At 58.1% G+C, this 14,042-nt stretch carries 11 protein-coding genes and 1 riboswitch; of the genes, 4 read left to right on the forward strand and 7 right to left on the reverse strand.

The window, feature by feature from the left end:
- Window positions 1-336: 336 nt before the first annotated feature.
- From yqgB to speB, 3 genes are all read left to right on the forward strand, one after another.
- Window positions 337-549 carry an acid stress response protein YqgB gene (gene yqgB, locus QRD42_RS19600; RefSeq protein WP_415877735.1) on the forward strand — a complete coding sequence of 71 codons (213 nt, stop codon included), beginning with the start codon at window positions 337-339 and terminating at the stop codon, window positions 547-549.
- Entirely contained in the window at window positions 542-2,518 is a 1,977-nt protein-coding gene (speA, locus tag QRD42_RS08215) for a biosynthetic arginine decarboxylase (RefSeq protein ID WP_072570546.1), read from the forward strand. Before yqgB ends, speA begins: the two co-directional genes overlap by 8 nt.
- 94 nt (window positions 2,519-2,612) lie before the next feature.
- Window positions 2,613-3,533 (forward strand): agmatinase, encoded by a 921-nt coding sequence (gene speB, locus QRD42_RS08220; RefSeq protein ID WP_072570548.1) that lies wholly within the window; start codon window positions 2,613-2,615, stop codon window positions 3,531-3,533.
- A 126-nt stretch (window positions 3,534-3,659) separates the two neighbouring features.
- Here speB and QRD42_RS08225 read toward each other — a convergent pair whose 3' ends face one another.
- Window positions 3,660-4,418, reverse strand: coding sequence for a M48 family metallopeptidase (locus tag QRD42_RS08225; RefSeq protein WP_072570549.1), 759 nt, complete (start codon window positions 4,416-4,418; stop codon window positions 3,660-3,662).
- Window positions 4,419-4,695: 277 nt separating this feature from the next.
- Here QRD42_RS08225 and tkt point away from each other — a divergent pair, with 277 nt between their 5' ends.
- On the forward strand, window positions 4,696-6,687 hold the full coding sequence (gene tkt / locus QRD42_RS08230) for a transketolase (RefSeq protein ID WP_321988600.1): 1,992 nt from the start codon (window positions 4,696-4,698) through the stop codon (window positions 6,685-6,687).
- Between the two features lie 9 nt (window positions 6,688-6,696).
- Here tkt and QRD42_RS08235 read toward each other — a convergent pair whose 3' ends face one another.
- The 6 genes from QRD42_RS08235 to thiB form a co-directional block, all read right to left on the reverse strand.
- Window positions 6,697-7,560, reverse strand: a complete 864-nt coding sequence (locus QRD42_RS08235) for a MurR/RpiR family transcriptional regulator (protein WP_158684883.1) — start codon at window positions 7,558-7,560, stop codon at window positions 6,697-6,699.
- Window positions 7,561-7,569: 9 nt separating this feature from the next.
- On the reverse strand, window positions 7,570-9,111 hold the full coding sequence (locus QRD42_RS08240; RefSeq protein ID WP_321988601.1) for a DUF4127 family protein: 1,542 nt from the start codon (window positions 9,109-9,111) through the stop codon (window positions 7,570-7,572).
- A 3-nt stretch (window positions 9,112-9,114) separates the two neighbouring features.
- Complete coding sequence (locus QRD42_RS08245) at window positions 9,115-10,437, reverse strand: PTS sugar transporter subunit IIC (protein ID WP_321988602.1); 1,323 nt, start codon at window positions 10,435-10,437, stop codon at window positions 9,115-9,117.
- Between the two features lie 174 nt (window positions 10,438-10,611).
- Window positions 10,612-11,313, reverse strand: a complete 702-nt coding sequence (gene thiQ / locus QRD42_RS08250; RefSeq protein ID WP_321988603.1) for a thiamine ABC transporter ATP-binding protein ThiQ — start codon at window positions 11,311-11,313, stop codon at window positions 10,612-10,614.
- The gene (thiP, locus tag QRD42_RS08255) at window positions 11,297-12,898 is read right to left on the reverse strand and encodes a thiamine/thiamine pyrophosphate ABC transporter permease ThiP (RefSeq protein ID WP_321988604.1); all 1,602 of its coding nucleotides are present in this window, start codon (window positions 12,896-12,898) and stop codon (window positions 11,297-11,299) included. Before thiP ends, thiQ begins: the two co-directional genes overlap by 17 nt.
- On the reverse strand, window positions 12,874-13,857 hold the full coding sequence (gene thiB / locus QRD42_RS08260; protein WP_318363851.1) for a thiamine ABC transporter substrate binding subunit: 984 nt from the start codon (window positions 13,855-13,857) through the stop codon (window positions 12,874-12,876). Before thiB ends, thiP begins: the two co-directional genes overlap by 25 nt.
- A 33-nt stretch (window positions 13,858-13,890) precedes the next feature.
- Window positions 13,891-13,991, reverse strand: a riboswitch (TPP riboswitch).
- Window positions 13,992-14,042: the final 51 nt, after the last annotated feature.

The raw sequence follows: 14,042 nt of genomic DNA on the forward strand, positions 1-14,042 counted from the left end.
ACAACGTTTCGTGTCGCCACTTCCAGCCGGGTTGAGCAGTTAAATTCGCTTGGGCTTATCGCTGACCAGACCCCGGTTGGCGTGGAGGTGATACCAGATAATGAACCGTTGTTTACCGCTAGATCTGCCATGCCGTCCGGCCGGGCATCTGACTCCCGCTACCTGCATATCTTCATTGCAATCCTGCCGATGTTTAACCCATCTCGGCGCTTCTCAGGACTCCAGAGCCGGTAAGGCCCTGTAATACCTGAACAAGGGCGCTCCTGTTGATCAGGGGTTTTCTCGTGGTTTCGCTGAACCGTCATAATCTGGTTCGGATACGTGTTTTAAAATGATATGAACAAGAAACCGGTCGCGCAGTCGGCGTACCAGCATAGTCTGCTGGCCACTCTGTCTGTTTATGGGTTGTTATCGCTGTGTTACGCTGCGATAGTAGTCAACTGTTTTATATCCACGGTCTTTCGTGCGGCAAGGGTAATTCCGACTTGCGGTAAGCCGAATTTCACAGGGTATACACTTTCAACTATGTTTGAGGTTCGCTATGTCTGACGACATGTCTTCGCCATCCCCTTCGTCAGCAGGCGAACAGGGTGTACTACGTTCCATGCAGGAGGTAGCCATGAGCTCCCAGGAAGCCAGCAAAATGCTGCGCACCTATAATATTGCCTGGTGGGGCAATAACTACTACGACGTCAACGAACTGGGTCATATCAGCGTTTGCCCGGATCCTGACGTACCGCAAGCGCGCGTTGATCTTGCTGAACTGGTAAAAGCGCGTGAAGCGCAGGGGCAGCGTCTGCCTGCACTGTTCTGCTTCCCGCAGATCCTGCAGCACCGTCTGCGTTCAATCAACGCCGCCTTTAAACGTGCGCGCGAATCCTATGGCTACAATGGCGACTACTTCCTGGTCTACCCGATTAAGGTTAACCAGCATCGTCGCGTTATTGAGTCCCTGATCCACTCCGGTGAACCCCTGGGTCTGGAAGCCGGTTCCAAAGCGGAACTGATGGCGGTGCTGGCCCATGCCGGCATGACCCGCAGCGTGATCGTCTGTAACGGTTATAAAGACCGTGAATACATCCGCCTGGCGCTGATCGGCGAAAAGATGGGCCACAAGGTCTATCTGGTGATCGAGAAGATGTCCGAGATCGCCATCGTGCTGGACGAAGCCGAACGTCTGAACGTCATCCCGCGCCTTGGCGTGCGTGCGCGTCTGGCATCGCAGGGCTCCGGTAAATGGCAGTCCTCCGGCGGTGAAAAATCCAAATTCGGCCTGGCTGCCACCCAGGTGCTGCAACTGGTGGAAATTCTGCGTGAACGCGGTCGTCTGGACAGCATCCAGCTGCTGCACTTCCACCTCGGCTCGCAGATGGCGAACATTCGCGATATCGCCAACGGCGTGCGTGAATCCGCCCGTTTCTACGTTGAGCTGCACAAGCTGGGCGTGAACATCCAGTGCTTCGACGTGGGCGGCGGCCTGGGCGTGGACTATGAAGGCACGCGCTCGCAGTCCGACTGCTCCGTTAACTACGGCCTGAACGAATACGCCAACAACATTATCTGGGCGATTGGCGATGCCTGCGAAGAGCACGGCCTGCCGCATCCGACGGTGATCACCGAGTCTGGCCGCGCCGTGACCGCGCACCATACCGTGCTGGTGTCCAACATCATCGGCGTGGAGCGTAACGAATACACCGAGCCGACCGCGCCGTCCGAAGACGCGCCGCGCGCGCTGCAAAGTATGTGGGAAACCTGGGGCGAAATGCACCAGCCGGGTACCCGTCGCTCCCTGCGCGAATGGCTGCACGACAGCCAGATGGATCTGCACGACATTCACGTCGGCTACTCCTCCGGTGCTTACTCCTTACAGGATCGCGCCTGGGCGGAACAGCTCTACCTGAGCATGTGCCACGAAGTGCAGAAGCAGCTGGATCCGAGCAATCGCGCCCATCGCCCGATTATCGATGAGCTGCAGGAACGTATGGCGGATAAAATTTACGTCAACTTCTCGCTGTTCCAGTCGATGCCGGATGCCTGGGGTATCGATCAGCTGTTCCCGGTGATGCCGCTGGAAGGGCTGAACCAGGTGCCGGAGCGTCGTGCGGTGCTGCTGGATATTACCTGTGACTCGGATGGCGCTATCGATCACTATGTGGATGGCGATGGTATTGCCACCACCATGCCGATGCCGCAGTACGATCCGGAAAACCCGCCGCCGCTGGGCTTCTTTATGGTGGGCGCGTATCAGGAAATTCTCGGCAACATGCATAACCTGTTCGGTGACACCGAAGCGGTGGACGTGTTTGTCTTCCCGGATGGCAGCGTGGAAGTCGAGCTGTCTGACGAAGGCGATACCGTGGCCGATATGCTGGAATACGTGCAGCTGGATCCAAAAACGCTGTTAACGCATTTCCGCGATCAGGTGAAACAAACCGATCTGGATACGGATCTGCAACAGCAGTTCCTCGAAGAATTTGAAGCCGGACTGTACGGGTATACCTACCTGGAAGACGAGTAATCGACTCCCGCTTCGCCCCTAATCCCTTTCTCGTCGGGTTTAACGACGCGGAGGGGATTTTTTTTATATCGACTTTACGAAAGAGGTCACAGACATGAGCACCTTAGGTCATCAGTACGATAACTCTCTGGTATCTAACGCCTTTGGTTTTTTACGCCTTCCGATGAATTTCCAGCCGTATGACAGTGATGCTGACTGGGTGATCACCGGTGTACCTTTTGATATGGCGACCTCCGGCCGTGCCGGTAGCCGTCATGGGCCGGGCGCAATCCGTCAGGTGTCCACCAACCTCGCCTGGGAACACAACCGCTTCCCGTGGAACTTCGACATGCGCGAGCGCCTGAACGTTGTCGACTGTGGCGATCTGGTGTACGCCTTCGGCGATGCGCGTGAAATGAGCGAAAAATTACAGGCCCACGCGGAAAAACTGCTGGCGGCCGGTAAGCGTATGCTCTCCTTCGGCGGCGACCACTTCGTCACGCTGCCGCTGCTGCGCGCCCACGCGAAACACTTCGGCAAAATGGCGCTGGTGCATTTCGATGCCCACACCGACACCTACGCGAACGGCTGCGAGTTCGACCACGGCACCATGTTCTACACCGCGCCGAAAGAAGGCCTGATCGATCCGCACCACTCCGTGCAGATTGGTATCCGTACCGAGTTCGACAAAGACAACGGCTTTACCGTGCTGGATGCCTGCCAGGTAAACGATCGCAGCGTGGACGACATTCTCGCCCAGGTGAAGCAGATTGTGGGCGACATGCCGGTTTATCTGAGCTTTGATATCGACTGTCTGGATCCGGCGTTCGCACCGGGCACCGGCACGCCGGTCATTGGCGGGCTGACCTCCGATCGCGCCATTAAACTGGTGCGCGGCCTGAAAGATCTGAATATCGTGGGTATGGACGTGGTGGAAGTAGCACCGGCTTACGATCAGTCTGAGATCACGGCGCTGGCCGCCGCGACGCTGGCACTGGAGATGTTGTACATCCAGGCCGCCAAAAAAGGCGAGTAATCGGGCTATTTTACTCGCCATTATGGGCCAGGGCAGTGCTCGCCATCCTCACGTACTACGTGTACGCTCCGGTGGCTGCGCGCTGGCCTGACCCAGACTGGCTTCGCCAATTACGCCCGAACAGATTTATTTGATGCCGTCTGCCGCCATGCGATCGCGAATATGCTGCGCACGCGCTTCGGAAGCCGGATGGTCGTCAAACATTGAGCTTTGACGGCCTGCTTCCAGTTTAGAGAGCTTCTCAAAGCTGGTCGCCAGACCGGCCGGGCTGATGCCGCGTTTGCGCAACAGATCGTAAGAGTAGTCATCCGCTTCGGATTCCTGGCGTTGAGAGAACTGGGAATTGACCAGTTTTTCACCCAGATCGCCAAGCTGCGACTGCGACAGACTACCCACTACGCCACCGGCAGACGCCGCCGCCACGCGCACCGCGTTGGTACCCAGCGCCACCTGCATGCCGCGCTTCACATGACCAAGCGCCACGTGACCCATTTCATGGCCGATCACCGCTTCCACTTCGTTATCGTTCATCATATCCATCAGGCCGCTGTATACGCGGATGCAGCCGTTCGCCATCGCAAAGGCGTTCACATCTTTCGTCTCATAGACCTTGTAGTTCACGGCCTGGCCGTTGATGTTGTCGCCCAGCGCGTTGGCGATTTTCGCCAGACGCTGGCTGTAAGCGCTGCTGGCCGGGGAGATCGTCGCTTTGCTGTCCATCTCTTTACAGGCTTCATCGCTTAATGCAATCACCTGCTGATCGCTTAATGAGTAGGCCTGGAACGCTTCCGCGCCGGAGCTCATCAGGCCGTTAGAATCCATGTTCTGGCAGCCGGTCAACGCCGTTGCCACACCCAGAGCAAGCAATGCTGTGCGAATCTTCATGTCTTATCTTCCGCAATGATTAATGCATGTTTTGATAGTCGCCGCGCCTGAACGAAGCGGGCAGTTGCGCTGAGTATAAAGAATAGAACCGGAGGGCGGCGAGCGTTTGCGCAACTTGCGAGCGTGATCCAGAGATTTCTGAAGCGGCAAAAGGATGCTCCATGTACATGAGTTGCCGCTTGGGTTACATTGTTGTCACTTTTTTCCGGCGTAGCCCATTCCGCGCTGTAGTCAAGTCGCCAGGGCATGGCCTTTAACAGTCCGATCTGGAGTCAAAATGTCCTCACGTAAAGAGCTTGCCAACGCTATTCGTGCGCTGAGCATGGACGCAGTACAGAAAGCCAAGTCCGGTCACCCGGGCGCCCCGATGGGCATGGCAGACATCGCCGAAGTCCTGTGGCGCGATTTCCTGAACCATAATCCGCAGAACCCGGCCTGGGCCGATCGTGACCGCTTCGTGCTGTCCAACGGCCACGGCTCCATGCTGATTTACAGCCTGCTGCACCTCACCGGCTACGATCTGCCGATTGAAGAGCTGAAAAACTTCCGCCAGCTGCACTCCAAGACCCCGGGTCACCCGGAAGTGGGCTACACCGCCGGTGTGGAAACCACCACCGGCCCGCTGGGTCAGGGTATTGCTAACGCAGTGGGTATGGCTATCGCTGAGAAAACCCTCGCGGCGCAGTTTAACCGTCCGGGCCACGACATCGTCGACCACTTCACCTACGCCTTCATGGGCGATGGCTGCATGATGGAAGGCATCTCCCACGAAGTGTGCTCCCTTGCCGGTACCCTCGGCCTCGGCAAACTGGTGGCGTTCTATGATGACAACGGCATCTCTATCGACGGCCACGTAGAAGGCTGGTTCACCGACGACACCGCAGCACGTTTTGAAGCCTACGGCTGGCACGTGGTGCGTGGTGTGGACGGTCACGATGCTGACGCGATCAAACGCGCCATCGAAGAAGCTAAATCCGTAACCGACAAACCATCCCTGCTGATGTGCAAAACCATCATTGGTTTCGGTTCCCCGAACAAAGCCGGTACTCACGACTCCCACGGCGCGCCGCTGGGCGACGCGGAAGTGGCGCTGACCCGCGAACAGCTGGGCTGGAAACATGCTGCTTTTGAAATCCCGTCTGACATTTATGCGCAGTGGGATGCGAAAGAAATGGGCGCGGCGAAAGAAAACGCCTGGAACGAGAAGTTCGCGGCCTACGCGAAAGCCTTCCCGCAGGAAGCGGCAGAGTTCACCCGCCGTATGAAAGGTGAAATGCCGGAAGATTTCGCCGCGAAAGCGAATGAATTCATTGCCAAACTGCAGGCAAACCCGGCGAAAATCGCCAGCCGTAAAGCGTCCCAGAATGCGATTGAAGCCTTCGGCCCGTGGCTGCCGGAATTCCTCGGCGGTTCTGCTGACCTGGCGCCAAGCAACCTGACCATCTGGTCCGGCTCGAAAGCGATTAACGAAGACGCCGCAGGTAACTACATCCATTACGGCGTGCGCGAATTCGGTATGACCGCCATTGCCAACGGTATCGCCCTGCACGGCGGTTTCGTGCCGTACACCTCCACCTTCCTGATGTTTGTGGAATACGCCCGTAACGCGGTGCGTATGGCAGCGCTGATGAAACAGCGTCAGGTGATGGTTTACACCCACGACTCCATCGGTCTGGGCGAAGACGGCCCGACGCACCAGCCGGTCGAGCAAATCGCTTCCCTGCGCGTCACCCCGAACATGAGCACCTGGCGTCCGTGCGATCAGGTTGAATCCGCGGTGGCGTGGAAATATGGCGTTGAGCGTCACGATGGCCCGACCGCGCTGATCCTCTCCCGTCAGAACCTGGCGCAACAGGATCGTACCGAGCAGCAGCTGGCAGACATCGCCCGTGGTGGTTATGTGCTGAAAGACAGCGACGGCCAGCCGCAGGTGATTTTCATTGCCACCGGTTCCGAAGTGGAGCTGGCTGTAGGCGCATGGGAAAAACTGACTGCCGAAGGCATCAAAGCCCGCGTGGTCTCCATGCCGTCTACCGATGCGTTCGACAAACAGGATGCCGCTTACCGCGAATCCGTGCTGCCGAAAGCTGTSTCTGCGCGCGTGGCAGTAGAAGCGGGTATCGCCGACTATTGGTACAAATACGTGGGCCTGAACGGCGCTATCGTCGGCATGACCACCTTCGGTGAATCTGCCCCGGCAGAGCAGCTGTTTGAAGCGTTCGGCTTCACGGTCGACAATGTGGTAAGCCAGGCAAAAGCACTGCTGTAATCGTTGTTGTTAAGAAACGGGTCGCTCAGGCGGCCCGTTTTTTTCTATCCGCTTCATCACTTCCAGTAAATTATCAATCGATCGTCCCTGATTAATAAAGATCGCCATATTAAACAGCAAATCAATAAGCCAGGTTTGCGATGCTTTGATCATAGACGCATCGCTTTCATAGCGATTCTGCGACCCTCCAGTTAATAACGTGACATCAGCAAAGGACGTTAAAGGTGAATGCAAATAGCGGGTGATTGCCAGCGTGCTAGCGCCATTCTGCTTTGCGTTCTGAAAAGCATCGACCAGATCGCGCGTTTCTCCGGTATGGCTGATGCCTATTACCAGATCCTGCTTGCCCACCAGCGCAGAATTCAGCAGCATCGTATGGTTATCCGTATGCGCGTCAATTCGCATGCCGATGCGCATAAAGCGATACTTTGCCTCCAGCGCGCTGATGCCCGACATGCCGATACCGTACACATTGATCTGGCTGGCACCGAGCAGCAAAGTCGCCGCCTGCTCCAGGGTAGCGTTGCTTTGCAGCGCCAGGGTTTCGTCCAGCGATGCCTGATTAAGCTGATGCAGCCGACGCGCCACGTCCAGTAATGAGGGCTGTTCGGCGGGACTGTCGCTTTGAGGCAGCGGTTGTAGCGACTGGAGCTGTTCTGCGGTCAGTTCTCTTTTCAGCGCCGCAAAACCTGCCAGGCCAATCTTGCGGCAAAAGCGCACGATCGTCGCTTCGCCCAGCTGCGTTGCGCTGGCAAGGCTCGCGATATTGCGCATGATCACCTGCTGCTGATGGGCCAGAATATAATCCGCCAGCCGCTGCTCGGTGCGGGTGAGTTGGTTGTGATGCATTTTAATTAACGCACTGATCGACATAAACATCCTTTAATCACGGCTGGGCGATGATGGGGGTTTTAAAGAGACGGTAAAAGCCAGGCCGCTCATCCGTTTGAAGGGCGCGCGAACCTCGTCGATGACGAGCTGCTGGCCAGAAAAACTGTTGTGCAGCGTCTGCTGCCAGCATTGTTTAACGCGCGTGGCAATGGTTGCCAGAATAGCCGCTTCGTGTTTGCCGAACTGCGCATAGCTGGCGCCCAGCGCAGGCAGCACGGTTTCCTGTACCGCAAATCGCACTTCGCTCTGATAAGCCCAGTCCGACACCAGACGTTCCAGCATAAAATTGCGTGCCTGCTGCGGGCGGTCGCCGCGACAGGCGAAGGCGAGGGCGGCCAGTACGGTGCCCAGCGTATTACAGGCAGTGTTCCAGCCTGCATAGGCGCTGAGGCGATCCAGCAGGCGATGGTGATCCAGCATTTCAATTAACTCCCGCTCGCCGCCGTTGCTGAAAGCGACATCGGCAATGCCGACCGGTTTGCCACCAATCCATGAAGCCAGCGTGTCGCAAAAGGCGGTAAGGCTGCGGTTACGGTAATAAGAGAGCGCTTTATTGTTCTGCTGCATCCAGCCCTCCTGCATCACCTCGCCGCAGCCGTTGATGCCCAGCAGCGCGTCCGCATTTGCCGGATCATCACAAAGGGCAATACCGCAGGCGCGGCTGTGGGAGAGCAGGCTCTCTTCAAAAGGTCGATCTTCATACTCAGGCACAAATTGCCGAAAAGCCTGATTCGACCAGCAGACCGCAAATTTCAGCCGCGTTGGTTGCCGTGTAAGCCAGGCCCGGGTCAGTAAGGTACAACCTGATTCGTCGGTGCCGGGGTGCAGCCAGACGCGATCCTGCAGGCGATTCGCGGCGATAGCCCGGTAAAGCTGGCGCTGATCCATGGCGGTATAGCCAAAGGGCGAGGCGTCATCCTGTGGGATCAGCAGACACGCCAGCACACCATCAGTAACCAGCTCCAACGCGGCCTGCGTGACGGCGATATTGTGCTGCCGACGCTGTTCGAAATCCGTTCTTGCTGCGCTGTCCAGCTCTGCCGCCAGACGCTGATACTCCAGCTGTTCTTCCGCCGTCAGCAGACCCTGTGCGTCGCGGTCGCGGTAAATGCCGTACTGCCAGATGGCCCGGCCACAGTGCGCATAATAATCCGGCTCTTCTTCGGCGGAATCATAGGCGGGGGTACGCAGGATCAGCGAGGAGGCGGAGATTTCTACTGCCGGATAACGCTGATGGAGCTGACGCAGCCAGTCAAGGCGCGCGTGCAGCGCCTCTGGCGTTAAATGATGCGTACGCGCAGGCAGCAGGCCGCCGTAAATCAGCATATCCAGCGACAGGATCAGCGCATCGGCACCAGCCATATGCGCCTCGATAAACGCGGTGAGCGCGGCAAAGTGGGCGGGTGTTTTGCGGAAACCGAGCAAATCACGCGGCGGCATCACTAGCGTCAGCTGGCTATCCATCGCCGCCAGCGACTGTAGAAAATCGTAGTTATAGGGGCGGGCATCCAGCGGCAGACAGACAATTTTCATCCGTTATGCTCCTTGTTCCGCTTGTTTCTGGCGATTCAGCGCCAGCACGAAAGGCAGATAGATCAACACCGAAAGTATCAGCAACAGCAGGGCCAGCAGCGCGGCGCGCCAGTCCCCGCCCGTGGCGAGAAATGCGGAGAGCACTGGCGGCGTGGTCCAGGGGATCAGCACGGTGGTTTTATCGATCAGCTCAAGCGCGGTGGCGAACCAGGCGATGCCGACGCTCAGGAGCGGCGTCAGAATAAAGGGCACCAGCAGCAGCGGATTAAAGATAATCGGGATGCCAAAAATCATCGGCTCATTGATGTTGAACAACGACGGCACGCCGGAAAGCCGGGTGATGGTCCGGTGATCTTCCCGGCGCGAGGCGATGAGCATGGCGATAACCAATCCGATGGTCTGCCCGCCGCCGCCCATATATCCGAAAGCGTCAATAAAAGGTTTGGTGACAATGTGTGGCGGAACAGCGCCCTGCTGAAGCGCGGCGGCGTTTTCCTGGATCGCCACCAGCAGCGTTGGCTCGGTGATCGGCATCATGATCGATACGCCATGGATGCCGAAAAACCACAGCATATTCATGCTGAACAGCAGGCCGAGCACGCCATGCAGACTTTGTAATGCGTTTTGCAGCGGCGCCTGCACAACCTCGTTCACCAGATGGTGCAGGTTAGTGCCGAAACATACTTCAATTAACACTGCCAGCAGGCCAAACAGGGTGAGCAGCAACAACATGGGAAGAATAACGTTAAAAGAGCTGGCTACAGCGGGTGGAACGCTGTCAGGCATGCGGATCGCCAGATAGCGACTGCGCTGCGCCAGCGTCAACAGTTCGCTGCTTATCAGGGCGATGATAATGCCGACAAACAGGCCGCTGGCGGCGGTTTCGCTGGCGGCGATAAGGCCGGGAACCCGAACGATTTGATCCGCCATCTGCAACGTCTGCTCAAGGGGGAAAAAGATCACCAGACAGGCCAGCGCGAAGACCGCATGAATAGCTCCCGCCTGTTCACGCGCGAGCGCCATGCGCCACGCTATCATCGCTGTTGCGAGTAGCGTCAGAATATTGAGCGTGCCATTGTAAATGCGTATACCAATTTCTCTGGCGGGAACAAGCCAGTCGGCTTTTATACCGAGCAGTCCCATCAGCCCGGCTTTTTCATTCAGTACCACATTATTGATGAGTACAAAAAACGAGGCGGCTATGATCAGCGGCATCAGAAAAATAAATCCTTCCCTGATCGCCGTGAGATGGCGCTGCGCCGCCATTCTGCCTGCCCAGTAAGCCAGCCTGTCGAGTGCCGCGCTGGCGTTAAATCCCTTTATCATTTTTCCTCCTGAGTGTTTGGCTCCACAAGTGCGGCGGCGGCATTATGGAAAAGGGCGCGGAAGAAAAGCATGAAGGCGATCACGCAATGAATTTTTAACTCCAGTTTTTTAAATAAAATGGAGTTAATTCTTCACTTATGAATAAAAAATGTTGCGTCGTGGCTCATGGCAGAGTTACGGTGCGGCGATCCCCAGTAAGGCCGAGGCGGGCGACTGCCCGCTCACCAGCGCCTGCGTGCTGCCGTCCCAGGCAATGCGCCCGTCGGCGATCACCAGCGAGCGCGGGGCGATGCGCAGCGCATCTTCCACACTGTGCGACACCATCAGCAGCGTCAGGTTCTGGCGCTGACACACCTCGTTAACCAGCGCCAGCATCTCCTGACGCAGCGCCGGATCCAGGGCGGAAAACGGCTCATCAAGCAGCAATACCGGCTGTTCGCGCACCAGACAGCGCGCCAGCGCCACGCGCTGACGTTGCCCGCCGGAGAGCTGATCTGGCAGACGATCGAGCAGCGATCCCAGCCCCATCTGCGCGGCAATGGCCGTGAGAGAGGCGCGCTGGGCGTCGTTAAGTTTTAAGCCGGGATGCAGTCCGAGACCAATGTTCTGCCGCACCGTCAGGTGAGTGAACAGATTGTTTTCCTGGAACAGCATCGACACCGGGCGGCGCGACGGCGGCGTGCGGGTGTGATCCTCGTTTTCCAGCACAATAGTGCCGCTGTCCGGCTGTAAAAATCCGGCGATGAGATTGAGCAGCGTGCTTTTCCCCGCGCCGCTCGGCCCGAGGATCGCCACCTGTTCACCCCGCTCGATATTCAGCGTAAAGCGCATGGGCAGGTGATGGTAAAGCCAGGTGGTATCAGTCAGTTTTAGCATGGCGACCCGGTAGTTTTTCAATCACGGTGAACAGGATAAAGCACAGCGCCAGCAGCAGCAGCGCCGTCACCGCCCCGTCCTGGCTGCGATAAGCGCCGATTTGCTGATAAAGGTAGAACGGCAGCGTGCGGAAATCGTCATTGCCGAACAGCGCCACGACGCCAAAATCGCCAATCGACAGCACACAGGCAAACGCCAGCGCCTGCGCCAGCGGACGTTTCAGCGCGCGCAGCTCCACCACCCGCAGACGTTGCAGCCCCGCCATGCCCAGAGACTGGCACAGCAGCCTGTAACGGGCGGCGACATCGCGCATCGGGTTGTCCAGCACTTTCAGCGCATAGGGGATGGCCATCAGCGCGTTAGTAAAAATCACGATGCCGTCAGCGGAGTCCGGCAGGCCGGTGGCGTTGTTAAGCAGTAAAAAGAAGCCAGTCGCCAGCACGATGCCGGGCATCGCGAGGATCAACATACCGGACAGCTCCAGCGCCTGCCCGGCGAAGGGCTGCTGGCGGGCGCGCAGTTCGCGGCTGCTCCACAGCAGCATCATGGTCAGGATCACACACAGCACCCCGGCGCACAGTGCGATGCGCAGCGAGGTCCAGGTCGCCTGCCACAGCACCGGCTGCGCCAGCACATCCAACAGGCTACGATTCAGCCCTTCCACCATCACGGCAATCAGCGGCGGCAGCAACAGCAACAGGGCGAGCACGATCAGCGTGCCATCGGCGAGGCGGCGCAACAGGCTGTCCTGCGGATCGCGCCAGCCGGTGATGTGATTTGAACCGACGGCAATGGCTTTGCTCAGCCGCTGGCTTAACAGCACCAGCCCGAGACAGCAGATCATCTGCACCAGCGCCAGCAGCGCCGCGCGGCCTGGTTCAAAGTCGTAACTCAGCGCCTGATAAATCGCCAGCTCAATGGTGGTGGCCTGTGGTCCACCGCCCAGCGACAGCACGGTGGCAAAGCTGGCGAAGCAGAGCATAAAGATCAGCGCCGCCACCGGCGGAATTTGCCGCCGCAGCCAGGGCCATTCAACAAAGCGGAAAAACGCCCAGCCGCGCATCCCGAGCTGGGCGGCAAGCTGGCGCTGCTCGCCGGGGATCTGCTCCAGTGCCTGTAACAGCAGGCGAGTCGCCATCGGCAGGTTAAAGAAGACGTGGGCCAGCAGGATCCCCTGCAGGCCGTAAGGCGAAAACGTCCAGTGCGATCCGAAAATCTGCGCCAGCCAGCCCTGACGACCATAGACGCTGAGAATGCCGAACACCGCCACCAGCACCGGCAAAATCAGCGTCATGGCGCACAGGCGTAACAGCATTTGCCGCCCAGGAAAGCGGCGGCGGTACAGGGCACGGGACAGGGAAATTGCCGGGGCTACCGACAGCAGGGCAGACAAAAACGCCTGCCAGAACGAGAAGCGCACCACGTGCCACAGGTAGCTGTCCTGCAACAGCGCGGCAACGTCCGTTACTGGCGCATTCATCCACAGCGCAAAAAAAGCCGCCAGCGCCACCGCCACCATCAGCGTGGCTGCGGCGGCACCGGGCAGCAGCCAGCCGGGAATTAACGGCTGACGGCGCGTTGCCATGCACTGATCCAGTCGGCACGCTTCGCGGCAACATCCTGCGGGGAGTATTCCAGCGTGGTGGCCGGTTTCACCAGCTGGTCAAAGCCCGCGGGCAGCGCCACGCTGGTCACCGGATACATCCAGTTGCCGGTAGCGATGGTGTTCTGGAACGCCGGCGTCACCATAAATTTCAGGAACTTCTCCGCCAGTTCCGGCTGCTTGCTGGCAGCGGTGCGGGCGGCAACTTCCACCTGCAAATAGTGCCCTTCGCTGAAGCCCGCCGCGGCGTAGTTGTCTTTCTTCTCTTCAATGGCGTGATACGCCGGGGAGGTGGTGTAGCTCAGCACCAGGTCGCTTTCGCCTTTCAGGAACAGGCCGTAAGCCTCGCTCCAGCCTTTGGTGACGGTGACGGTTTTCGCGGCGAGTTTTTGCCAGGCGTCCGGCGTCTTATCGCCATAGACTTTTTGCATCCACAGCAGCAGGCCGAGGCCCGGCGTGCTGGTGCGCGGATCCTGGTAGATCACACGCCATTTCTGGTCGCTTTCAACCAGTTCTTTCAGGCTTTTCGGCGGGTTTTTCAGTTTATTTTTGTCATAGACGAAGGCGAAATAGCCGTAATCAAACGGTACGAAGGTATCGTTTTTCCAGCCGCCCGGCACGTTCACTGCATCATTCGGGATGCCGCTTTTGGCGAACAGTTTAGTTTGCGTGGCCGCTTCCAGCAGGTTGTTATCCAGCCCCAGCACCACGTCGGCTTTGCTGTTTTTGCCTTCCATGCGCAGACGGTTGAGCAGCGAGACGCCATCTTCCAGCGCCACCAGCTTCAGCTCGCAGTTACAGTCCGCTTCAAAGGCCTTTTTGACTTTCGGGCCTGGACCCCAGTCAGCGGCAAAGGAGTCGTAGGTGTAAACGGTAAGAACGGGTTTGGCAAAGGCGGGCGCGGCAATCAGCAGCAGGAACGGCAGACATTTTTTTAACACTTTGCACCTCAATAAAAGAGAGTGGCAAAGGACTTGAGCGGTAGCCTCAAATCCCTTCGCCGGCGTTATCCGGATCAGGTTCGACGGGTATTTTCTCAGCACACGCGTTCCGCGCAGCACCCCGTTGAGCACGGCGCTAGTGTAATGATTTTGTTGCCGGGCAGCAATGAGGGATGGTTGGGGGC

Source organism: Enterobacter sp. PGRG2, assembly GCF_030291195.1.
Lineage (GTDB): Bacteria > Pseudomonadota > Gammaproteobacteria > Enterobacterales > Enterobacteriaceae > Enterobacter_D.

Excerpts from the sequence above, each read along its gene's own strand:
- yqgB (WP_415877735.1), top strand. The coding sequence starts at position 337 with ATGAACAAGAAACCGGTCGCGCAGTCGGCGTACCAGCATAGTCTGCTG.
- speA (WP_072570546.1), top strand. The coding sequence starts at position 542 with ATGTCTGACGACATGTCTTCGCCATCCCCTTCGTCAGCAGGCGAACAG.
- speB (WP_072570548.1), top strand. The coding sequence starts at position 2,613 with ATGAGCACCTTAGGTCATCAGTACGATAACTCTCTGGTATCTAACGCC.
- QRD42_RS08225 (WP_072570549.1), bottom strand. The coding sequence starts at position 4,418 with ATGAAGATTCGCACAGCATTGCTTGCTCTGGGTGTGGCAACGGCGTTG.
- QRD42_RS08235 (WP_158684883.1), bottom strand. The coding sequence starts at position 7,560 with ATGTCGATCAGTGCGTTAATTAAAATGCATCACAACCAACTCACCCGC.
- QRD42_RS08240 (WP_321988601.1), bottom strand. The coding sequence starts at position 9,111 with ATGAAAATTGTCTGTCTGCCGCTGGATGCCCGCCCCTATAACTACGAT.
- QRD42_RS08245 (WP_321988602.1), bottom strand. The coding sequence starts at position 10,437 with ATGATAAAGGGATTTAACGCCAGCGCGGCACTCGACAGGCTGGCTTAC.
- thiQ (WP_321988603.1), bottom strand. The coding sequence starts at position 11,313 with ATGCTAAAACTGACTGATACCACCTGGCTTTACCATCACCTGCCCATG.
- thiP (WP_321988604.1), bottom strand. The coding sequence starts at position 12,898 with ATGGCAACGCGCCGTCAGCCGTTAATTCCCGGCTGGCTGCTGCCCGGT.